This is a genomic window from Nocardia jiangxiensis NBRC 101359 (assembly GCF_000308615.1).
GTDB lineage: Bacteria > Actinomycetota > Actinomycetes > Mycobacteriales > Mycobacteriaceae > Nocardia > Nocardia jiangxiensis.
On sequence record NZ_BAGB01000046.1, the window covers coordinates 102,173 to 122,676 of the forward strand.

Sequence of the window (20,504 nt, forward strand, 5' to 3'; positions counted from 1 at the left end):
GTAGACCCCCGAGAATTACGGCCGTGTTTCCTGTGCAGACGGACGTCACGACAACGCCCACCCCGACACCGGCCGGCGTGGCGCCGCCACCGGCTCCGACGATGCCGTCGGCGAAGCTCAATCCCTACGAGATGAACTTCCATCACGGGACGTCGCTGCTGCACGGGTGGTTGCCGCTGACCATCGAGATCATCGCGATCGTGCTGCTGCTGATCGCGATCGTGCGGCTCACCCGACGTTGGTGGCTGATCCGGATCCCGATCGCGGTGGTGCTCGGCGTCGCGGGCGCGCTGGGCGCCTGGGCGTACACGAACGATCAGGGGCTCGCCTCGGATCCCGCCCCGGTCCTGCTGTGGATCTGTGTGGGCGCGATGGTCGCGGCGCTGGTCGTCGTGGTGATCGGCTGGCCGGGTGCGCGCTGGTGGCAGCGCGTGGCAGCCATCCTCGCGCTGCCGTTCGCGATCGCCAGCACCGGCGTGGTGCTCAATCAGTGGGTCGGCTACTACCCGACCGTGCAGTCGGCCTGGAGCGCGCTGACCGCCGGTCCACTGCCGCATCAGACCACCACGGATGCACTCGCGGGCCTGCGCGGCACGAATCCGAAGACCGGCGTGGTGGTCCCGGTGGACATCCCGAGCAACGGCAGCGGCTTCAACCATCGCACCGAATACGTCTACCTGCCTCCGGCCTGGTTCGCCGGAAAGACCCCGCCGTCCCTGCCCGTGGTGATGATGATCGGCGGCGAGTTCAACACCCCGGGCGACTGGCTGCGCAGCGGGCAGATCATGCCGGAGATCGATAAGTTCACCGCGGCGAACAACGGCCAAGCGCCCATCCTGGTGTTCGTCGACTCGAGCGGCAGCTTCAACAACGACACCGAATGCGTCAACGGGCCGCGCGGCAACGCCGCCGACCATCTCACCAAAGACGTTGTCCCGTATGTGGAATCGAAGTTCAACGCGTCCTCCGATCCGGCGCACTGGGCGGTGGTCGGCTGGTCCATGGGCGGCACCTGCGCCGTGGACCTGACGGTGATGCATCCCGAGCTGTTCCACACCTTCGTCGATATCGCCGGTGACGCCGGACCCGATTCGGGCACCAAAGCGCAGACCGTCCAACGTCTCTACGGCGGCAGTACCGAGCAGTGGGAGCACTTCGACCCGGTCACGGTGATGGACAAGCACGGGCCCTACACCGGGATCGCGGGCCTGTTCGATGATCTGACCGCCCCGCAGCACGACGGTAAGCACGGTATGCCGAAGGGCTTCAAGATGCCGAAGGTCAGCGAGGATCAGATCGGCAAGGGCGGTCAGGACGCATTCGAGGGTTCGAGTGAGGTCGGCGCGGCCGAGAAGTTGTGTACCACAGGCAAGAAGGTCGGCATCGACTGCACGATCCACACCACGAAGGGCGGGCACACCTGGCAGTTCGCCTCGGCCGCGTTCAGCTCGTCACTGGCCTGGGTGAGCGCGCGGGTCGGCCTGCCGGTACCGGCGAGCACCTGAGTATCGCGAGACGACGTCCCGGGGTGCGCCACACGGCTCGCCCCGGGATTTTCGTTGTCGGTCAGTCGAGTTCGCGATACGCCGCGGGCGCAGCGGCCAGTTCCGGATGTTCGTGCGCGTACCGCTCACCGTGAATCCGCAGCATCGCCCAATGCCACGCCTCGTCGTGGAAGATCAGTCCGCGATGCGGTACGTCGGCCTGTTCGTACGGATACCGTCGCATCGCACTCGATTCCGCCTCCACCTGCGTCATTCCCCCGTACCGCCGCATCACCCAGGCGAAACGATGACGCTCACCCCACAGATACTCGAGGTACTCGCCTTCGCGCCAATCCCGATCCACTCGCGCAGGGTAAACCCGATCTGATCACCTGACCACTCGAACGGACCGGCGTCCGGAGGCATCTCATTACTTGACGGCCGGTAAGTAATGCTTCTAGCCTTCGATGACAGCGTGACCGCGCGAACACCGGCAGCGCACGTGGGGAGGCGAGGTGCAGGATTTCAGCATCGTCCGGCCGGATCCGGTCGCGGTCGCGGTGGATCGCACGGCGCGTACCGATCTCAATATCGACCAGGTGCTCGCCAGTGTGCTGCGCGGGGATGCCGAATACGATCTGGGCCCGCTGTATCTGCGGCCGGTCCGCGATCTGGACACCGTGAGCTATCGACGCGAGGTGTTCGCTGATCTCGACGATCTCGAGTTGCGCGCGGCCTTCCACGAATTCGCGGCCGGTATGCGCGCGATTCGCCGCGCACTCGCGCAGAGTGCCCACCTGGAACAGCCGCACCAGCGCCGCCGCCGGCAGCTCGATGCCACCGAGAACTATCTGCTGATTCTCACGCGACTGTCCGAGGAGATCTCCGGCCTGCCGATCCACTCGCGCGGGCTGCGCGAATGGCGCGAACTGCTCGATGGACACCTTCGCGAACCACGGATCACCGCGCTCGCCGACGCGATACGACAGGTCCGCGCGGAATTGGACACGGTCCGCTACAGCCTCCGGATCGTGGGTCGCACGATCGAGGTCGGATTCGACGAGGGCGTAGCGGATTACAGCGCCGCGATCGCGAATCTGTTCGCGCGCTTCGGATGTGCCGCGCCTTCCGCCTCCCCGCCTGGAGCACAGTGGGCAGATATGAACCAGACCGAGGAGCAGATCCTGTGGGAGGTCGCGCAGCTGCATCCCGGTCCGTTCGCGCGGCTCGAACAATTCTGCCTCGACCATCCGGACTTCCTCGATCCGGTGGTGGTGCGGTTCGATCGCGAAATCCAGTTCTATCTGGTCTATCTCGCATTCGGTCGCAACCTCGCCGCCCAGGGGCACCCGCTGTGCCTGCCCGAGACGGCCGCGCCCGGTGAGGACGTGTACGCCTACGGCGCATTCGATCTCGCACTCGCCATCCGACCGCGCCGGGCAAACCACCTGGTGTGCAACGATTTCCAATTGTCCGGCCCGGAACGAGTGCTGATGGTGACCGGACCGAACCAGGGCGGGAAGACCACCTTCGCCCGAATGTTCGGGCAGCTGCTGTATTTCGCCGCGCTCGGCTGCCCGGTTCCGGCCCGCGAGGCCCGCCTGCCGTTGCCGGATGCGATCTTCACCCATTTCGAACATGCCGAGGATCCCGGGGATCCGGACGGCCGACTGCTCGGTGAACTCACCCGGATGCGCGACACCCTCGACCGCGTCACGGCCGACAGCGTGATCGTGATGAACGAAAGTTTCAGCTCGACAAGTACTTCCGATGCGTTGCGGATCGGCGGTGACATCCTCGGCCGGATCATCGACCGGGGCGCAATTGCGCTGTGGGTCACCTTCTTCGAGAAACTGTCCCGCACTTCACCGGCGGTGGTGAGTATGGTCGCGGTCACCGAATCGAGCCAGGACACCACCCGGCGCACCTTCCGCATCGAGCGCAGACCGCCCGGCGGACAGCTCCACGCCCTCGAACTCGCCGGTCGGCACGGGCTGACCTACGACCGGGTGACCGCCAGGATCCGCCGATGAGACTCGCTCTGCTGCAACCGCCCGGCGTCACGGTCCGGACCGTCACCACCGAACAGCGCACCCTCGCGGATCTCGGTCTGGATGCCCTGTGCACGGCCATGGCACACGACGACGAGTACGGCGAGGATCCGGCGGTCACCGAGGCGGTGCGGGCGATCCTGCCCGCGAGCGTCGCCGACCCCGAAGTGATCCGCTACCGTCACGCCGTCCTCGCCGACTGCTGCGCCCACCCGTCGTCGGTTCGCGAGCTCTACCGGATTGCCACGGAGGCAACCCGAGTCAAACGCTGGCAGGTCGGCCCGAGACATCGTCCGAACGGCAAGCTGTTACTCGCTCTGGAACCCCTGCGAGAACTGCTCGGCTGTCTGCGCGAGCTGCGGACGGCGTGCGCGCACCATGCCCCGTCGTTCGAATCCGCCGGATTCGCCGATCTGGTCGCGACGGTCGCCGCGGAACTCGACGAGCCGTATCTGGTATCGGTCGAACAGCAGCTCGCCGCACTGGATTTCGAGCACGGGCTGCATTTCACCGCGGGCCTGGGCCCTGGCAACAAGATCGCCGGAATTCGCCTCCACGCACCGATCCGCCGACGCCGATTCGGCCTCGATCGCCGCACCGGGCGAACGTTCGAGGCCATCGACGATCCGGAGACCGAATCCAATCCCGTTGTCCAGCTCCAGAATCCGGCTTTGCAGATCATCGCCGACGTGGTGAGCGATGCCGCCGATCATGTGCAGCACTTCTTCGCACAGCTGCGCACTCAGCTGGCGTTCTACCTGGGCTGCGTCACCCTGCACCGCAGACTGACACGGGATCGCGTGCCGGTCTGCCTGCCGACCGTCCATCCCCCGGGCGCACCGCGCCTGCGCAGCACCGGATTACGCGATATCGGGTTGTGTCTGGCGGGCGTTCGACCAGTTGTCGGCAACGACCTCGACGCCGACGGTCGCTCGCTCATCATCGTCACCGGGGCCAACAACGGCGGCAAATCCACGTTCCTGCGCGCGGTCGGCGCGGCCCAGTTGATGGCGCACGCCGGGATGTTCGTCGCCGCAGAGAGTTTCGACACCGACGTGCACGGCGGAATTTTCACCCACTTCGCCGCCGACGAAGACCGCACCATGTCACACGGCAAACTGGTCGAGGAACTGGCCAGGATGAGCGACCTCGTCGACCGCATGAACCCCGATTCCCTCCTGCTGTGCAACGAATCCTTCGCCTCGACCGACGCTCGTGACGCCGAACAGATAGCCGAGCCACTGCTGAGCGCCCTCCTGGACACCGGCGTCTCCATCGTCTTCGTCACCCACCTGACCGAATTCGCTTGCCGCCGTGCCGCATCCGCCCACCTCGCTGACCTGTTCCTGCGCGCCGAACGCCTCCCCGACGGCACCCGGACCTTCCACCTCATCCCCGGCTCCCCCGAATCCGGCAGCCACGCCGACGATATCTTCCGAAAAATCTTCGCCGGCACCCCACAACCTCAACCCATCCCCCCGGACGAGTAGCAGCCGCCACCCCGGCCATCACCGGAATATCCACCGCTACAACAGATTGCATTCTCACACACCCGGTGGCCATATCCGGCACTCCGAAAAATTCGGCACCCCAGATATCGCCACAGGCGGACCGCCGAACTCCACATTGCGGCGGATTCGTCTGTGCCACAATCCCTCTCGCACACAGCGCGGTAAACCGCTCCCCCGCCCCACGGGCACCCGGGACCCAATACAGCAAGGCTGATGGCCACCAACAGCGCGCCACCCAGCGACATCCATGTCAGCGCACCACCTGACGAGGCACCGGCACCGACGAAAGCCACACCAGGACAGGTTGACCTCAGAACTGCGGCGGATTCCCCTGTGCCGCAGGCCCTGTCACAGGCGGCGCGGAGAACTGTTGCCCAGGCTGCTGGTATCCCGGATTCGACGCGGGAGGCTGATTATTGTCCAATGGCACACCGCCCAGCGGCATCCCCTGTCGAAACACCCCGGGTTGCGGCATCGGCGCTGACGGCATCGCCTGTTGCGGCATTCCCGGCTGCGGGACGATGCCCGGCGGACCTTGCTGCTGCACAATCGTTTCCGGTGCGATGCCCTGCTGCGGGACTCCGGATTGCGGCATCCCCTGATACTGCATCTGCCCCTGTGGACCACCCTGCTGTGGCACGCCTCCCTGAACCATCCCTGGCTGAGGCATACCGAACTGCGGCATCGCGTGCGGCGGCATCCCTTGCGGCGCGAACGTTCGCGCAGGCACAGCCGACGGACGTGCGGCAAGCCCGGCGGAACGATTGCCGATCACTATTGCGACAACCGCAACCAGGGATAGTACGAAATCCAGGACGAGCAGCCAGTTCAGGCCGATCGAGTACACCGGTCGCGCCGCAGGCACAGCGGCCGAATGCAAGCAGAACATTCCCCCGATACCGAGCGTCGCCACTGTCCGCGCCGTCGGCGAGCGGTGCCCAATGACCATGAGCAGAATCGCGCCCACGACGGTCGCCAACTGACAGACCCACAGCGCGATGTTGCCCGCATCGAGAAAGAAGTACGCCCTGTGGATTTCGAACCAGAAGGGATTGCCTTCCAGAATGGACCGCACAATCTGAACAATCACCACGAGGAGGGCCGCGATGCCGGCAACCAGATGATCCGCCCCACATACATGCGCCGACCCTCCGTTGCCGTCAGCGTTCTACGCGCGGATCGCCGCCAAGGTCCGCACCCCGCAGGCAGTCTTATTCCGCCGACCGAACTCTGCCCGCTGTACATCTGGATACCTCCGCAATCCATGCGCTCTCGAACGCGAACAACCCGCTGCCCAGCCACTTCGCCCCGCGCATCTCGCCGAGGACGACGCATCCGAACCGAAGCCCCGGGAGATCGGTAGGTAGTTCGAACCGCACGGACAGTCGTGATTCCGCTGCGCCACAACGCATTCGTCTATTCCAGGCACAACAGAGCCGCCGACCGGCATTCTGCCCTCGATGACCGCCGAGCCCAGCGCGGCGCGACTCGGTACGCTCGTGCGGTGAGCGAGTACAGCACCGATACAGCGACCACTGCCCAACCCCGGACCGAGCGGGGGCTCGAACGGGTGATCTTCTTCAGTGACGCCGTGGTGGCCATCGCCATTACGCTGATCGTGTTGCCGCTGGTCGACAGTGCCCGGGAGGTCGAGCACAGCACGACGTCGAAGTTCTTGTCCGACAACATCTATACGCTGATCGCGGCTGCGGTGACCTTCGCGGTGATCGGCGTGTTCTGGCGTGACCACCACCGCCTGTTCGAGCGGGCGACCGGGTACACACCGCTGCTGGTGCGGACGAATATGCTGTGGCTGCTCGGGATCGTGGCATTGCCGCTGGCGACGGTACTGGACGAGTTCACCCATCGGGATCGGTTGGCGCTCGGAATCTACCTGGGCGTCATCGTGTTCACGATGGTGATGCTGCGGCTCGAGGAACTGCTGCTGTATCGGGCGAATCTGCTCTCGGATCCGCATCGCGCCACCTCGGCCGAACTCGTGACGCGCTGGCTCCAGGTGGCCGCGGCATTTGTCGCACTGATCATCGCGGTGACCTGGCCCGAGATCGGCCTGTGGGCACTGCTGCTCCTGGCCGTCACGGGTCCGCTAGAGACGTTCCTGCAGCAGCGCATCCGCACGAACCTGGCCTCCTGATCGAAAACCGAAGGCCGCCTACAGCATTTGCTGCGGGCGGCCTTCGCGCGAGACGAAACTACGCGTCGAGTTCGGCGAGCACCTCGTCGCTGACGTCCACATTGGTGTAGACGTCCTGCACATCGTCGCTGTCCTCGAGGGCGTCGACGAGTTTGAACACCCTGCGGGCCCCGTCGGCATCGACCGCGACCGAGACCGACGGCTGGAAACCCGAATCGGCCGAGTCGTATTCGATACCGGCCTCCTGCAGCGCGGTACGCACGGCGACCAGATCGCCGGGCTCGCTGATGATCTCGAACGAGTCGCCCAGATCGTTGACCTCTTCGGCGCCCGCGTCCAGCACGGCCATCAGGACGTCGTCCTCGCTCAGGCCGTTCTTCTCCAGCGTGATCACGCCCTTGCGGTGGAACAGGTACGCCACCGAACCCGGATCGGCCATATTGCCGCCGTTGCGGGTCATCGCCACGCGCACCTCACCGGCGGCGCGGTTGCGGTTGTCGGTGAGGCATTCGATCAGCACGGCGACCCCGTTCGGGCCGTACCCCTCGTACGTGATGGTCTGCCAGTCCGCGCCGCCGGCCTCTTCACCGCTGCCGCGCTTGCGGGCGCGCTCGATGTTGTCGTTCGGGACCGAGGATTTCTTCGCCTTCTGGATGGCGTCGTACAGAGTCGGGTTTCCTCCAGGGTCCCCACCACCCGTACGCGCCGCGACCTCGATGTTCTTGATCAGCTTGGCAAACATCTTGCCACGCTTCGCATCGATGACGGCCTTCTTGTGCTTGGTGGTGGCCCATTTGGAGTGGCCGCTCATTCCCCTACTTCCTTCACGTCGGTGTGCTCGAGATTCGCGCAGCTAACCGTGTCAGTCTACTGCCCGGTGTCTCAGGTCATACCGGACGCCCACCAACGCCCCGAGGGGAACGTTCGCGGCGCCCGGACCGGCGGCTCAGCCGAGCCGAGCGGCCGTCCGCTCGCGAACCATGTCCACGAACATGCCGTGCACCCGCAGATCGCCGGTCACCTCCGGATGGAACGAGGTGGCCAGCACGCTGCCCTGGCGCACCGCCACGATCCGGCCTGCCGCGGGCCCCGACGGTACCGTCGCCAGAACCCGCACCCCCTCACCGACACGCTCGACCCACGGCGCGCGGATGAACACCGCGCGCACCGGATCACCCTCGATGCCCTCGAAGTCCAGATCGGTCTCGAACGAATCCACCTGACGGCCGAAAGCGTTGCGCCGCACGGTCATATCGATGCCCGACAGCGACTTCGCATCGGGCCGGGTGTCCAGGACCGTATCGGCGAGCAGGATCATTCCCGCACACGAGCCGTAGGCGGGAAGTCCGTCGCGCAGCCGTTGCCGCAGGGGTTCGAGCAGCCCGAAGACCTCGAGCAACTTGCTGATCGCGGTGGATTCGCCGCCCGGCAGCACCAGGCCGTCGACGGCGGCCAGTTCGGATTCACGGCGCACGTTCACCGGTTCGGCGCCGCAGGCGGCGAGGGCGTGGAAATGCTCGCGCACGTCACCCTGCAACGCCAGCACTCCGATGATCGGTTTCACCAGTCGAGCATACGAGCACGCGGGAGGGGACCTCGTGCGACCGGGCGCGGATGTGGTTCTGGTCACCCGTCCGTCAAAACTTCGCAAGTGCGCTGTTACAAACGGGCCGCGCGGGGGAACACTCGCGCAGGTGACTGACGTACTGCCCGATACCGCGCCCGCGCCCGGCGGGCCGGTGGACACCTCGTCGCCCCGGCGCGGTCTGACCGTGGCGACCGGACTGGCGGGGTTGTCCCTGGATGCGATGGCCTCGGTGGCGTACGGCCCCGAATCCATCGTGCTGGTGCTGGCGGCGGCCGGTAGCGCGGGACTGGGGATGACCCTGCCGGTGACGGTGGCCATCGTGGTGCTGCTGACCGTGCTGATCGCCTCCTACCGCCAGGTGATCGCGGCCTTCCCCAACGGCGGCGGGGCATACGCCGTGGCCCGCGCACATCTGGGTCATCGGACCGGTCTGGTCGCGGCGGCCTCGTTGATCGTGGATTACGTGCTGAACGTCGCGGTCTCCATCGCCGCGGGCGTCGCGGCGCTCACCTCGGCGATTCCCGCGTTGCTGCCGTACACCGTGTGGATCTGCCTGGCGGTCCTGCTGGGCATCACGGCGTTGAACCTGGCGGGCATCCGGGAGAGCGCACGGGCGTTCATGGCCCCGACGGCGGTGTTCGTGGTCGGCGTCCTGGTGGTGATCGTGGCCGGGTTGCTGCGGTCGGAACCTGCCGTGGCGGGCACCGCCGCGACCACGGTCACCAGCGCCCGGACCATCGGAATCCTGTTGCTGCTCAAGGCATTCTCCAGCGGCTGCTCCGCGCTGACCGGGGTGGAGGCGATCGCCAACGCGGTGCCCAGTTTCGAGCAGCCGCGCGTGCGCAAGGCGCAGCGGGCCGAGGTCGCCCTCGGTGTCCTGCTGGGTGTGATGCTGCTCGGCCTGGCGACGCTGATCGGCAAGTTCGCCATCCACCCGGTGGACGGGACCACGGTGCTGTCCCAGCTGACCGCGGCCGCGCTCGGTCACGGAATCGCCTACTACATCGTGCAATTCGACACTGTCGTCCTACTGGCGCTGGCCGCCAACACCTCCTACGGCGGCCTGCCGACCCTGGCCAAGATCCTCGCCGAGGACAACTGCCTGCCGCACCGGTTCGCGGTGGCTACCCCGCGTCAGGTCTACCGTTACGGCGTTCTGGCCCTGGGCATTTCATCTGCGGTCCTGCTGATCGCCGCGAACGGCAATATGAACGCGCTGGTTCCGCTGTTCGCGATCGGCGTCTTCGTCGGATTCACCATCGCACAGGCCGGTATGGTCCGGCACTGGCTGGGCGATCACGTGCACGGCTGGCGATGGCGGTTGGCGCTCAACGGTTTCGGCGCGGTGCTCACCCTGGTCGCCGCGATCGTCACCACCGCGATGAAATTCACCTCCGGCGCCTGGCTCATCGTGTTCGTACTGCCGCTGCTGGTCCTGGTGATGGAACGAATTCGCAAGCAGTACAACCGGATCGACGGCTGCCGCGGGACCGGATGTCTGCCCGCGCCGCCGCGGGCCACCGGCACCGTCATCGTGGTGCCGGTCTCGGAGGTCTCGGAACTGAGCCGCGAGGCGCTGTCCGCGGCGCTGTCGCTCGGCCACGACATCGTCGCGGTGCACGTCTGCCTGCCCGGGGAGAACACCACCGTGTTCACCAAGGCGTGGGAGGCGTGGCATCCGGAGGTGCGTCTGGAGATCATCGACGCCGGGGACTGCAGCGTCGGCGCTCCGGTGGCTCGCTACGTCCGGGACAACTTCGACGGACGCCGCAAGGTGGTGCTGATCGCGGAAGTGGACCCGCCCGCCGGATGGGGCCGGTTACTGCCCAGCCACCGCAGCGACGAACTGGAGCGCCAGCTGCGCCGCCTACCCGACACGGTCGTGTGCCACCTGCGCGTCCAGCCCGCCTGAGCGCCGAACAGATCGCCGATCAGTCCACGCGAAGGGTGCGGATGAGCCCCTCCTGGACCACCGCCGCCACCAATTCGCCCTGCCGCGTGAAGATCCGGCCGCCGGTCAACGCGCGACCGAATCCGGCCGACGGTGAATTCTGGTCGTAGAGCAGCCAATCGTCGGCGCGGAACGGCCGCAGGAACCACATGGCGTGATCGAGCGACGCGTTCTGGGTCGGCTCGTCCGGATGGGTGACCTTGGAGGAGCCCAGCAGGGTCATATCGCTCATGTAGGCGAGCGTGCAGACGTGGAACAGCGGATCGTCCGGCAGCGGGTGGCGGTAGCGAAACCACACCTGCTGCTGGGAGATCAGCCCGTCGCGCTGAGCGACCTGGTCGATCGGGATGGGGCGGATGTCCCAGTGCTCCCATTCGCGCATGGCCCACATACGTTCCGGGCTCATCGATTTCTCCGCGTCCGGCAGGTCGTCCGGCGGCGGCACCTGCGGCATGATGTCCTGATGCTGCGGCCCCTCGTCCCCGACGTGGAACGAGGCCGACATGGTGAAGATCGCCTGACCGTCCTGGATCCCGGTCACCCGGCGCGTGCAGAACGAGCGACCGTCCCGGATCCGCTCGACCTCGTAGACCGTCGGTTCGGTCGGCCGACCGGGGCGCAGGAAGTATCCGTGCAGCGAATGCACCTGATACTTGGGCTCCACCGTGCGCACCGCCGACACCAGCGCCTGTCCGGCAACCTGCCCGCCGAATGTGCGAGGCAGTTGGGTCTTGAGCGATGCGCCACGGAAGATGTCCCGCTCGAGCCGCTCGAGCTCCAACGCCTCTTCGATCGTCGCCATGATCCGTCCTTCCGCAAGTCGCCGTGCTCAGGCTAAGCGATGGCGAACCCGCGCCGATGGCCGACTCTCCGCGAAACCCGCCGCCCGGCATGATGGTCCGGTGCCGAGTTTCTCCCCTGTCACCGTGGACGCGCTGGTCGAGGTCGTGCTGGACCGCGCCCTCGCACTGCCGGGATACACGGTCGTCGCCGTGGACGGGGCCGATCCGGCGGATCCGCTGAGTTTCGCCGAGACCGTCGCCGACCGGATCCGCACCCGCGGCCGGGCCTGTGCGACGGTGTCACTGCACGACTATGTCCGTCCGGCGTCATTGCGCCTGGAGTTCGGTCGCGACGAGATGTCCTACCGCACAGCCTGGTTCGACTATGCTGGCCTGAATCGCGAAGTGCTGCAAGCGCTGCGCGAGCACGGCCGCTGGCTGCCCGCCCTCTGGGACGAGAGCACCGACCGATCCGCCCGCGCCACAACGATTTCCGCGAACCCGGAGACGATTCTGCTCGTCGCGGGACCGATGCTGCTGAATCGCGGGCTGAGTTTCGATCTGACGGTCGAACTCCGCCTGTCCGAGGGCGCGCTGCGCCGCGCCGAGGCAGAGCCGTTCATCGTCGCGGCGCTGCTGCGGCACCGCCGCGACGCGCACGAGGAACCGGACATCCTGGTCGCCTGGGATCACCGCGATCGTCCGGCCCTGCAGGTCCGAGACCAGAATTCCAGGTGAAACAAGTTCCGGCACAGACCATCTCGAAAGGGGCCGATCAGGCACCAGTCGGCGCGGCCACCTCGGCACGCGACCCGATGATCTCCTCGGCGATCCAGCGTGCGACTCCGGCCGGATAGGGATTCGAGAGCCCCAGCACGATATGCCCGAAGCCCGCCTCGAGCGCCTCGTCGACCGCGGCCCGGGTGAGTTCGGGGTGGTCATAGGACACGGGCAGGAAGATCGAGCGGGTGATCGCGGCCGGATCCCGGCCGAGCTCGGTGCAGTAGCGGTCCAGCAGGGCGCTGCGCTGGACGGCATCGGCGATATCGCCCCCGGGGATGTTCCACAGATCGGCGTGCTCGGCGGCCACGCGCAGGGTCGCGGCCGCACGGCCGCCGATCATGATCGGCGGATGCGGGCGCTGCACGGGCCTGGGATTGCCCAGCGCCCCACTCAGTTCGATGTACTCACCCTCGAAGTCGAACGGCTCGTCCTCGGTCCACAGCCGCCGGATCACCGTGCACGCCTCCGCGAAACTCCCGACGGCGTGCGCGGTGTCGTAGTACGGCAGGCCGTGCCCGTCGTATTCGCGTCGGGCCGTGGGGATGTCGGGCCGCGAGCCGACTCCGATGCCGAAGTCCAGGCGGCCGCCCGAGACGATATCCACCGTCGTGGCGATCTTGGCCAGTACGGCCGGCGGCCGGAACCTGTTGCTGGTCACCAGCAGCCCCAGCCGCAGCCGGGAGGTCTGCGCGGCCAGTGCGGACAGCAGTGTCCAGCCTTCGAAGATCGGGCCGTCCGGATCTCCGGCGATGGGCATGAAGTGGTCGAACAGCCAGGCATGCTCGATCTGCTCGATCCCGTCCGCCTCCCGCCACACTCGCTGGATGTCCGAATAGTCCACCTGTTGCGGAGCGGTCATGATTCCGAAGCTCGGGCGGGTCGTCTGCGACATCGTTCATCGGTCCTTTCGGCATCTTTCGATAAAGCGGAACCTCGCTCCGTTAACGATACGGATCACCGTTCCGCTTGACAAGCGGATCGATCAGAAACGCGCTGAACAGGCCAGATGACAGCAAAGAGCCCCGGCCCACACGGGGCCGGGGCTCGATGAGAACCGGATCAGATCGCCGATCACCAACCGCGTTCGGCGAGGCGGTGCGGCTCGGGGATCTCCTCGACGTTGATGCCGACCATAGCCTCACCCAGACCGCGCGACACCTTGGCCAGCACATCCGGATCGTCGTGGAAGGTCGTCGCCTTGACGATGGCCGCCGCGCGCTGCGCCGGATCGCCCGACTTGAAGATGCCCGAGCCGACGAACACGCCTTCCGCGCCCAGCTGCATCATCATCGCGGCATCGGCCGGGGTGGCGATACCGCCCGCGGTGAACAGCACCACCGGCAGCTCGCCGGTCTCGGCGACCTCACGGACCAGCTCGTACGGGGCCTGCAGTTCCTTCGCGGCCACGAACAGCTCGTCCTCGGGCAGCGAGCTCAGCCGCCGCAGTTCGTCGCGGATCTTGCGCATATGCGTGGTGGCATTGGACACATCGCCCGTGCCGGCCTCACCCTTGGAGCGAATCATGGCCGCCCCCTCGGTGATTCGCCGCAACGCCTCGCCGAGGTTGGTCGCGCCGCACACGAACGGGACGGTGAAGTTCCACTTGTCGATGTGGTGCGAGTAGTCCGCGGGGGTCAGCACCTCGGACTCGTCGATGTAGTCCACGCCGAGGCTCTGCAGGATCTGCGCCTCCACGAAATGGCCGATCCGGACCTTGGCCATCACCGGAATGGACACGGCGTTGACGATGCCGTCGATCATGTCCGGATCGCTCATCCGGGACACGCCGCCCTGGGCGCGGATATCGGCGGGAACCCGCTCGAGCGCCATCACGGCCACCGCGCCGGCATCCTCGGCGATCTTGGCCTGGTCCGGCGTGACCACGTCCATGATCACCCCGCCCTTGAGCATCTCGGCCATACCGCGCTTCACGCGGGCGGTACCGGTCGTCGGGGCGGATTCGGGCGTCGTCACGGCTAACTCCTGAGTGCTGGGCGAATCGGATCGTTCATGATCGAACGACACGATTCTAGGCGGCCCGATCAGGCCACTTCATAGCCAGTCGGAGACCACTGGACTGCCCAACCGGCCCCTGAGCCGAATCCGGCTACCGCGTCGTTACGCGATCACCCCGCCGGATCGATGACGAACAGCGTCGCCCAGTAGGTCGCGGCTTCCTCACCGAGGTACGGCAACAGGAAGTCGTGCAGCAGATATGACATGGTCACGGCGTTCACCTCCACACATCCGATTCACCGCCGTGCGGCGAACGGCGAACCGCGCCTCGACCCTAGCGGAAGATGAGGCATCTCACAGATTTCCATCCGCCGGGGCGCGAGCGGCCGTGGCGCCGGCGGACAGGAATCGGCCTCCGGCGCGCCCGTCCACCACCAGGGATTTACCGCTCGAGTCACCTATGATTTCCAGCTGATAGCAGCACGCCTCGCTCTCCGAAAGACCGCATTTGTGCACGTCCGCTTCGAGAACAGGATCCCGCTATGCGACGCTCCGCCACCCTTGCCGCGGCAAGTGTGTTGGCGCTCGGCCTGTGGGCCGGTGGCGCCCGGCTCGGAAACGCGCAGACCACCACCGCTGACGTCGATGGATCGGGTTTACATCTGCATGCCTCGGTCGATCGCATCGGAGTAGCCCCGCCGGGCGATCGGACCCCCAGTTACCTCATGACGTTCTCGCACGCCACCCAGGTGAGCGGGAACTACTCGGTCGCGGTCACCGGTGTTCCGATCATCTCCGGCAGTGCGGTCGCGGGATTCCTGCTGGGCTGCGGGATCAGCACGGCCGGGGGCGTCCAGGTGGGTATCGAGCCCAATCAGGCCCTGACCGCCGGCATCACCCCGAGCCTCACGATCAACAGCCCGTCCAACGCGGCAGCCCGGAGAATCGGGAGCAACCCACCCGCCGCGAGCCCGGCACCCGCCACGAGCGCAGCAGCCACCACGAGCCCGACACCCACTACAAGCGCAGCAGCCACCACGAGCCCGACACCCACCGCGAGCGCAGCAGCCGCCGCAGCACCAGCGCCCACTACAAGCGCAGCAGCCACCACGAGCCCGGCACCCACTACAAGCGCAGCAGCCACCACAGCACCAGCGCCGACTACAAGCGCAGCGCCCAACGCGAGCCCGGCACCCACCACAAGCTCGGCACCCACCGCGAGCGCAGCAGCCACCACAAGCGCAGCGCCCACCACGAGCGCAGCAGCCACCACAAGCGCAGCGCCCACCACGAGCGCAGCAGCCACCACAAGCTCAGCGCCCACCACGAGCGCAGCAGAGACCACGACCCCGACACCCACCACGACCTCGCCGCCCACCAACAGCAGCTCGTCCGCCGTGGGCATCGCACCCAATGTCGCCGGTCTGCTCGGCGTACAAGAGGTCCTGCAAGCGACCATCGCGCCCGGCCAGGTCACCACGGCGACCACCGCGACCGCCGCCCTGGACAACAACACCCGGTTTCCCTACCATCTGACCTTCTCCAACGCCGCGGTGAACGTCGCCCAGTGCGCCTCACCCGTCGAGGCGGTCCCGTTCGTGACCACCACGGTCGCCACGCCGCAGGGCAGCGTGCAGACCACCGCCTACGGCAACAAGTTCACGTTCTGAGATCCGGTTCGGGAGCATCCAGCCCGGCGGCGGCGATGTGCAGATCCTTGTCGCCGCGGCCGGACAGGCACACCAGGACCACCGAATCCGGGGGCAGCTCACCGCGTTCGGCCACGTCCAGCAGATAGCCGAGGGCGTGCGCGGATTCCAGGGCGGGCAGGATCCCCTCGGTGCGGCTCAGCGCGCGCAGACCGCGCAACGCCTGCGCGTCGGTGGCAGTGCCGAACACGGCCCGGCCCGCGTCCTTGAGATGGCTCAGCTCGGGCCCGACGCCGGGATAGTCCAGACCCGCGGCAATGCTGTGAGTGCGGCTGATCTGACCGTCCTCGTCCTGCAGCAGATAGCTGTACGAGCCGTCGACCTCGCCCGGACGACCGAAATTCAACGTCGCCGCATGCTCGTGCCCGCCGCGCCCGGCGGCCTCCACTCCGATCAGCCGCACGCCCGGATCGTCCACGAACGGATGGAACATGCCGACCGCATTGCTCCCGCCGCCGACGCAGGCCAGCACGTAATCCGGCAGTCGCCCTTCGGATTTCAGGATCTGGGCACGCGATTCCCGGCCGATCACCGTCTGGAATTCGCGCACGATCCACGGATAGGGAGCGGGCCCGGCCGCGGTACCGAACACGTAGTGACTCGTGTCCAGATTCGCCACCCAGTCGCGCACCGATTCGCTGACCGCCTCCTTCAGGCCGCGGCCGCCGGTGCTCACCGCACGCACCTCGGCGCCGAGCAGCCGCATCCGCACGACGTTCGACTCCTGCCTCGCCATATCGTCCGCGCCCATGTAGACCACACAGCTCAGACCGAGCATCGCGCACACGGTTGCCACCGCGACGCCGTGCTGCCCGGCACCGGTCTCGGCAATGATCCGGCATTTGCCCATCCGCCGGGCCAGCAGCGCCTGCCCGATCGCATTGTTGATCTTGTGCGCGCCGGTGTGCGTCATATCCTCGCGCTTGAGATAGACCCGCACACCGGGCACCCGCAACGCTCCGGCGAACCGCGGAATCTGGTGCAGCAGAGTCGGTCTCCCCACTCGGTTGCGCAGCAACTCGTCGAGTTCGGCGATGAAACGCGGATCGTTCCTGGCCGCCAGATAGGTTCGTTCCAGATCCAGCAGTGCGGCCATCAGTCCCTCGGGGACATACCGCCCGCCGTACCGCCCGAACCGGCCGCGCTCATCCGGTAACACTCCGCCGAGCCGATGGCTCCGCGCAATTCCGTGGTCAATCACCATGTCCACCGACAACTCTCACTACCCACACGATCCGACTGCCACACAGTGTCCTGCGGACGTGAGCGCGAACATAATGGGTATCACCACGGCTGGTTAACACTCCGTGAGCAGTTGCCGCCCCCGGTCGGCGCGCGAGTGCCGGGCGGCCTAGCGGATGGAGCGGACCTCGGGATCGGTCATCGCGGAGGATGCGGTGATCGCCTCGGGCAGCAGCTGATCCAGGTGGAAGGGGTACACCGCTTCGCCCTGGCGGTCCAGTTCGGCGATGTCCTCGGGCGTGCACCACTTGTCGGCGGTCACGCAGTGCCGTTCCCAGGTCGTGGGATCGGCCGCCGACGGGGTGAAATTCTTGGCGCGCGCGACGAAGAACAACTCCTCGGAGCGGATCAGCTCACCGTCGAACGGGAACACCGCCACCCGCCGCCACAGCGGGCCGCGCAGCAGCGAGGAGTCCAGCGCGAATCCGGTCTCCTCCCACAGTTCGCGGACCGCGGCGGTGCGCAGGGTCTCCCCCGGCTCGATACCGCCGCCGACGGTGAACCAGAACGGCATGTCCGGCGTCCGCGGGTCGTGACCGCGCAGCAGCAGCACCCGATCCTGTTCGTCCAGCAGGATCACCCGGGCGGAGGTGCGCACGGTGTCCACATCCAGTCCGGTGGTCGCCGCGGGCGTGACGCGCTCGGCGATCTCGAAGTAGGTCGGCAGCGGCGCGGTACCGCCCAGGTGCAGCAGCCGCACCGGACGGCGGGTGCGCAGGGCCAGGGTGTCGCGCACCGCGTCGTTGTGGAAACGTCGCGCGATCAGCACCCGCGCCTCGGCGTCGGCCAACTCGGCCACCAGCTGTGGGCGCAACTGCGTGATGTCCAGCGCCGACAATGCCGCGGCGAGCTGATTCTCCGCGGTCTCGCGGGTGCGCCAGTCCGCGCGTTCGGCCCGATCCGCCAGGGCGGCAAGCCGTTTGGACCGCTCGGTCACCGCCGGATCGGCCGCTGGTCCGGCCATCGAGATCGCCACGGTGCGGGCCACCACCGCACGTCGTGACAGGGCCGCCTCGAGCGCGTCGCGCGCCTGATCGCCACGCACGTGCAGCCGGTCCAGGCGATTTGCCGTGGAGTACGCCCACACGCCCGCGGCGACGATCAGCGCAGCGATCAGCGCGAGGACGAGAATCGTGGTGGCGGAGAAGGTGATCATCCGGCGGTCCTGACTCGGGTGTCGCCGACCGTGACCGTCTCGTACACCCGCAGAATCTGTTCGGCCACGACAGGCCAATCATATTCCCCGACGACCTGATTCGCCGCGCGCACCAGTTCCTGCCGACGGCGCCGGTCACCGAGCAGTTCGTTCAGCGCGTCGGCGAGCGCCGTCGAATCACCCACCGGGACCAGCCTGCCCGCGGCGCCGTCGCGCAGCACTCGGCGGAAGGCGTCCAATTCGCTTGCCACCACGGCGGTTCCGGCGGCCATCGCCTCCACCAGCACGATGCCGAAACTCTCGCCGCCGAGGTTCGGCGCGCAGTACACGTCCGCACTGCGCATCGCCGAGGCTTTGTCCTCATCCGAGACCTGACCGAGGAACCGCAGATGCGAGGCGTGTTCCCCGGCCTCGCGCCGCAAGCGTTCCTCGTCGCCGCGCCCGACGATCAGGATCTGCACTCCCGGATGCCGCCGCACCAGCGCGGACAACGCACCCAACAGCACCGCGATCCCCTTGCGCGGTTCGTCGTAACGGCCCAGGAACAGCACGGTCCCGCCCTCGCGCGGATACCCGCCCAGCAGCGGCGCGTGCGCGAACGCGGGCACGTCCACGCCGTTGGGGATCTCCACCGCGTCCCCGCCGAGCGCCTCCACCTGCCAGCGGCGAGCCAGCTCCGAGACCGCGATCCGGCCGCTGATCTTCTCGTGATACGGCCGCAGCACACCCTGAAAGGTGCTCAGCACAAGGGATTTCGTAGTCGAGGTGTGGAAGGTCGCCACGATCGGTCCCTCGGCGACCTTCAGCGCCAGCATCGACAGACTGGGCGCATTGGGCTCGTGGATGTGCAGCACGTCGAAATCACCCTCGGCGATCCAGCGCCGCAACCGGCTGTAGGCGGTAGGCCCGAAGGACAGACGCGCCACCGAGCCGTTGTAGGGGATCGCCACCGCCTTGCCCGCCGAGACGACGAAGTCCGGCAGCTGGGTCTCCTCCGAGGCCGGGGCCAGCACACTGACCCGGTGCCCGCGCTCGATCAGTACCTGTGCCAACTCCACGACATGGGACTGCACCCCGCCCGGTACGTCGAACGAGTACGGGCAGACCATGCCGATCCTCATGACCCACCGTCGCCGGGCACCGCGTCCTGTGCCGCGCGATCCTCCCTGTGCCGCACCGGATCCGCGGTACGTCCGGCCTGCGCCGCCGCGATGCGGGCCAGCCGGGCCTCGGAGAGGTCGGCCTCCCACAGCGGCTGGAGCATGTGCCAGTCGGCGGGATGCTCGGCGATATTGGCCGCGAACCGATCCGCCAGCGCCTGGGTGGCCGCCGCGACGCCGCCCGAAGTGTCCAGTGCCGTTTCGGTTTTCATCCCCCAGGACTCGCGGCCGGACTCGTCGGTGGTGAACCAGCAGTGCACCGGGATCAGGGCGGCCCCCGTCTCGATGGCAAGCTTGGCAGCGCCCGCGGGCAGCCAGGTGCGTTCGCCGAACATGGTCACCGGAACTCCCTTGCCGGTCAGGTCGCGCTCACCCATCAGGCACACCACCCCGTTGTGCCGCAGGCGATCCGCGAGCTGCGCGAACGGCGGCTGCTCACCTCCGGTGAGCGGGAACACCTCGAACCCGAGGCTCTCCCGGTACGCCACGAAGCGCTCGAACAGGGACTCCGGTTCGAGCCGCTCGGCCACCGTGGCGAAGGTGCCGTTGTTCTGCACCAGCCACACCCCGGCCATATCCCAGTTGCCCGAATGCGGCAGCGCGAGCACCACACCGCGGCCGCGGGCCAGCGCTGCGTGCAGGTTCTCCACCTGCTCGACGAGCAGTGATCCCAGAGCCGCATGATCCATACTCGGCAACCGGAACGCCTCGCGCCAGTACCGAGCGTATGAGCGCATGCTCGCGCGGATCAACTCGTCGGGGACCGCGGCCGGGGCGACGCCGAGCACCCGGGCCAGGTTGCGGCGCAACTGATTCGGGTCGCCGGTGCGGTGCGCGGCCCGGTTCGCGCGGTTACCTGCCCAGTTGCCGCCACGGTCGAACCACCGGCGCGCCGTGCCCTCGGGAAGAGCCCGGACCAGTCGCCATCCGGCCGCGTACGCCTTGTCGGTCAGCGCGGACTTCAGATCCGTCATGC

Annotated in this window: 18 protein-coding genes; 7 read left to right on the forward strand and 11 right to left on the reverse strand. The window is 67.4% G+C overall.

Annotated features, from left to right (window positions below; translation table 11 throughout):
* The first annotated feature begins 101 nt into the window (after positions 1–101).
* Positions 102–1,505 (forward strand): alpha/beta hydrolase-fold protein, encoded by a 1,404-nt coding sequence (locus ON40_RS20010; protein ID WP_176572811.1) that lies wholly within the window; start codon positions 102–104, stop codon positions 1,503–1,505.
* Between the two features lie 61 nt (positions 1,506–1,566).
* Here ON40_RS20010 and ON40_RS20015 read toward each other — a convergent pair whose 3' ends face one another.
* Positions 1,567–1,848, reverse strand: a complete 282-nt coding sequence (locus tag ON40_RS20015) for a hypothetical protein (RefSeq protein ID WP_040825084.1) — start codon at positions 1,846–1,848, stop codon at positions 1,567–1,569.
* Between the two features lie 151 nt (positions 1,849–1,999).
* Between ON40_RS20015 and ON40_RS20020 the strand changes: the two genes are divergently transcribed.
* Positions 2,000–3,517 (forward strand): MutS-related protein, encoded by a 1,518-nt coding sequence (locus ON40_RS20020; RefSeq protein WP_051193325.1) that lies wholly within the window; start codon positions 2,000–2,002, stop codon positions 3,515–3,517.
* Complete coding sequence (locus ON40_RS20025; protein WP_040825086.1) at positions 3,514–5,025, forward strand: MutS-related protein; 1,512 nt, start codon at positions 3,514–3,516, stop codon at positions 5,023–5,025. Before ON40_RS20020 ends, ON40_RS20025 begins: the two co-directional genes overlap by 4 nt.
* A 331-nt stretch (positions 5,026–5,356) precedes the next feature.
* Here the strand turns inward: ON40_RS20025 and ON40_RS51935 are convergent, their stop codons facing one another.
* Positions 5,357–6,121 carry a hypothetical protein gene (locus ON40_RS51935; protein WP_157186350.1) on the reverse strand — a complete coding sequence of 255 codons (765 nt, stop codon included), beginning with the start codon at positions 6,119–6,121 and terminating at the stop codon, positions 5,357–5,359.
* A gap of 429 nt (positions 6,122–6,550) precedes the next feature.
* Between ON40_RS51935 and ON40_RS20035 the strand changes: the two genes are divergently transcribed.
* The gene (locus tag ON40_RS20035; RefSeq protein WP_063713053.1) at positions 6,551–7,201 is read left to right on the forward strand and encodes a TMEM175 family protein; all 651 of its coding nucleotides are present in this window, start codon (positions 6,551–6,553) and stop codon (positions 7,199–7,201) included.
* 58 nt (positions 7,202–7,259) lie between these two features.
* Here the strand turns inward: ON40_RS20035 and ON40_RS20040 are convergent, their stop codons facing one another.
* Both ON40_RS20040 and pdxT read right to left on the reverse strand, forming a co-directional pair.
* Positions 7,260–8,012, reverse strand: a complete 753-nt coding sequence (locus ON40_RS20040) for a YebC/PmpR family DNA-binding transcriptional regulator (protein WP_040825091.1) — start codon at positions 8,010–8,012, stop codon at positions 7,260–7,262.
* A gap of 135 nt (positions 8,013–8,147) precedes the next feature.
* Positions 8,148–8,768 (reverse strand): pyridoxal 5'-phosphate synthase glutaminase subunit PdxT, encoded by a 621-nt coding sequence (gene pdxT / locus ON40_RS20045; protein ID WP_040825196.1) that lies wholly within the window; start codon positions 8,766–8,768, stop codon positions 8,148–8,150.
* Positions 8,769–8,895: 127 nt separating this feature from the next.
* Between pdxT and ON40_RS20050 the strand changes: the two genes are divergently transcribed.
* Positions 8,896–10,701: an APC family permease gene (locus ON40_RS20050; RefSeq protein WP_373281943.1), complete on the forward strand. Its 1,806-nt coding sequence runs from the start codon at positions 8,896–8,898 to the stop codon at positions 10,699–10,701.
* Positions 10,702–10,720: 19 nt separating this feature from the next.
* Here ON40_RS20050 and ON40_RS20055 read toward each other — a convergent pair whose 3' ends face one another.
* Positions 10,721–11,542: an acyl-CoA thioesterase gene (locus ON40_RS20055; RefSeq protein ID WP_040825094.1), complete on the reverse strand. Its 822-nt coding sequence runs from the start codon at positions 11,540–11,542 to the stop codon at positions 10,721–10,723.
* Positions 11,543–11,642: 100 nt separating this feature from the next.
* Here ON40_RS20055 and ON40_RS20060 point away from each other — a divergent pair, with 100 nt between their 5' ends.
* On the forward strand, positions 11,643–12,260 hold the full coding sequence (locus tag ON40_RS20060) for a nucleoside/nucleotide kinase family protein (RefSeq protein ID WP_040825095.1): 618 nt from the start codon (positions 11,643–11,645) through the stop codon (positions 12,258–12,260).
* 37 nt (positions 12,261–12,297) lie between these two features.
* Here ON40_RS20060 and ON40_RS20065 read toward each other — a convergent pair whose 3' ends face one another.
* Together ON40_RS20065 and pdxS are read right to left on the reverse strand one after the other, a co-directional pair.
* Positions 12,298–13,197: an LLM class flavin-dependent oxidoreductase gene (locus ON40_RS20065; protein WP_040825096.1), complete on the reverse strand. Its 900-nt coding sequence runs from the start codon at positions 13,195–13,197 to the stop codon at positions 12,298–12,300.
* Between the two features lie 179 nt (positions 13,198–13,376).
* Complete coding sequence (gene pdxS, locus ON40_RS20070; RefSeq protein ID WP_040825198.1) at positions 13,377–14,279, reverse strand: pyridoxal 5'-phosphate synthase lyase subunit PdxS; 903 nt, start codon at positions 14,277–14,279, stop codon at positions 13,377–13,379.
* A gap of 524 nt (positions 14,280–14,803) precedes the next feature.
* Here pdxS and ON40_RS49980 point away from each other — a divergent pair.
* Positions 14,804–15,931: an MspA family porin gene (locus ON40_RS49980; protein ID WP_083895791.1), complete on the forward strand. Its 1,128-nt coding sequence runs from the start codon at positions 14,804–14,806 to the stop codon at positions 15,929–15,931.
* Here ON40_RS49980 and trpB read toward each other — a convergent pair.
* The 4 genes from trpB to ON40_RS20100 form a co-directional block, all read right to left on the reverse strand.
* The gene (trpB, locus tag ON40_RS20085; protein ID WP_051193347.1) at positions 15,921–17,174 is read right to left on the reverse strand and encodes a tryptophan synthase subunit beta; all 1,254 of its coding nucleotides are present in this window, start codon (positions 17,172–17,174) and stop codon (positions 15,921–15,923) included. The two genes, ON40_RS49980 and trpB, sit on opposite strands and share 11 nt — an antisense overlap.
* A gap of 147 nt (positions 17,175–17,321) precedes the next feature.
* The gene (locus ON40_RS20090; RefSeq protein ID WP_040825201.1) at positions 17,322–18,365 is read right to left on the reverse strand and encodes an NUDIX hydrolase; all 1,044 of its coding nucleotides are present in this window, start codon (positions 18,363–18,365) and stop codon (positions 17,322–17,324) included.
* Complete coding sequence (locus ON40_RS20095) at positions 18,365–19,489, reverse strand: glycosyltransferase family 4 protein (protein ID WP_040825098.1); 1,125 nt, start codon at positions 19,487–19,489, stop codon at positions 18,365–18,367. The genes ON40_RS20090 and ON40_RS20095 overlap by 1 nt, the downstream gene beginning before the upstream one ends.
* Entirely contained in the window at positions 19,486–20,502 is a 1,017-nt protein-coding gene (locus ON40_RS20100) for a phosphatidylinositol mannoside acyltransferase (protein WP_051193328.1), read from the reverse strand. The genes ON40_RS20095 and ON40_RS20100 overlap by 4 nt, the downstream gene beginning before the upstream one ends.
* Between the last annotated feature and the right edge of the window lie 2 nt (positions 20,503–20,504).

What these genes read in the sequence shown, in the direction of transcription:
- ON40_RS20010 (WP_176572811.1), top strand. Translation starts at nt 102, where the DNA reads ATGCCGTCGGCGAAGCTCAATCCCTACGAGATGAACTTCCATCACGGG.
- ON40_RS20025 (WP_040825086.1), top strand. Translation starts at nt 3,514, where the DNA reads ATGAGACTCGCTCTGCTGCAACCGCCCGGCGTCACGGTCCGGACCGTC.
- ON40_RS20040 (WP_040825091.1), bottom strand. Translation starts at nt 8,012, where the DNA reads ATGAGCGGCCACTCCAAATGGGCCACCACCAAGCACAAGAAGGCCGTC.
- ON40_RS20055 (WP_040825094.1), bottom strand. Translation starts at nt 11,542, where the DNA reads ATGGCGACGATCGAAGAGGCGTTGGAGCTCGAGCGGCTCGAGCGGGAC.
- ON40_RS20065 (WP_040825096.1), bottom strand. Translation starts at nt 13,197, where the DNA reads ATGTCGCAGACGACCCGCCCGAGCTTCGGAATCATGACCGCTCCGCAA.
- ON40_RS49980 (WP_083895791.1), top strand. Translation starts at nt 14,804, where the DNA reads ATGCGACGCTCCGCCACCCTTGCCGCGGCAAGTGTGTTGGCGCTCGGC.
- trpB (WP_051193347.1), bottom strand. Translation starts at nt 17,174, where the DNA reads ATGGTGATTGACCACGGAATTGCGCGGAGCCATCGGCTCGGCGGAGTG.
- ON40_RS20095 (WP_040825098.1), bottom strand. Translation starts at nt 19,489, where the DNA reads ATGAGGATCGGCATGGTCTGCCCGTACTCGTTCGACGTACCGGGCGGG.
- ON40_RS20100 (WP_051193328.1), bottom strand. Translation starts at nt 20,502, where the DNA reads ATGACGGATCTGAAGTCCGCGCTGACCGACAAGGCGTACGCGGCCGGA.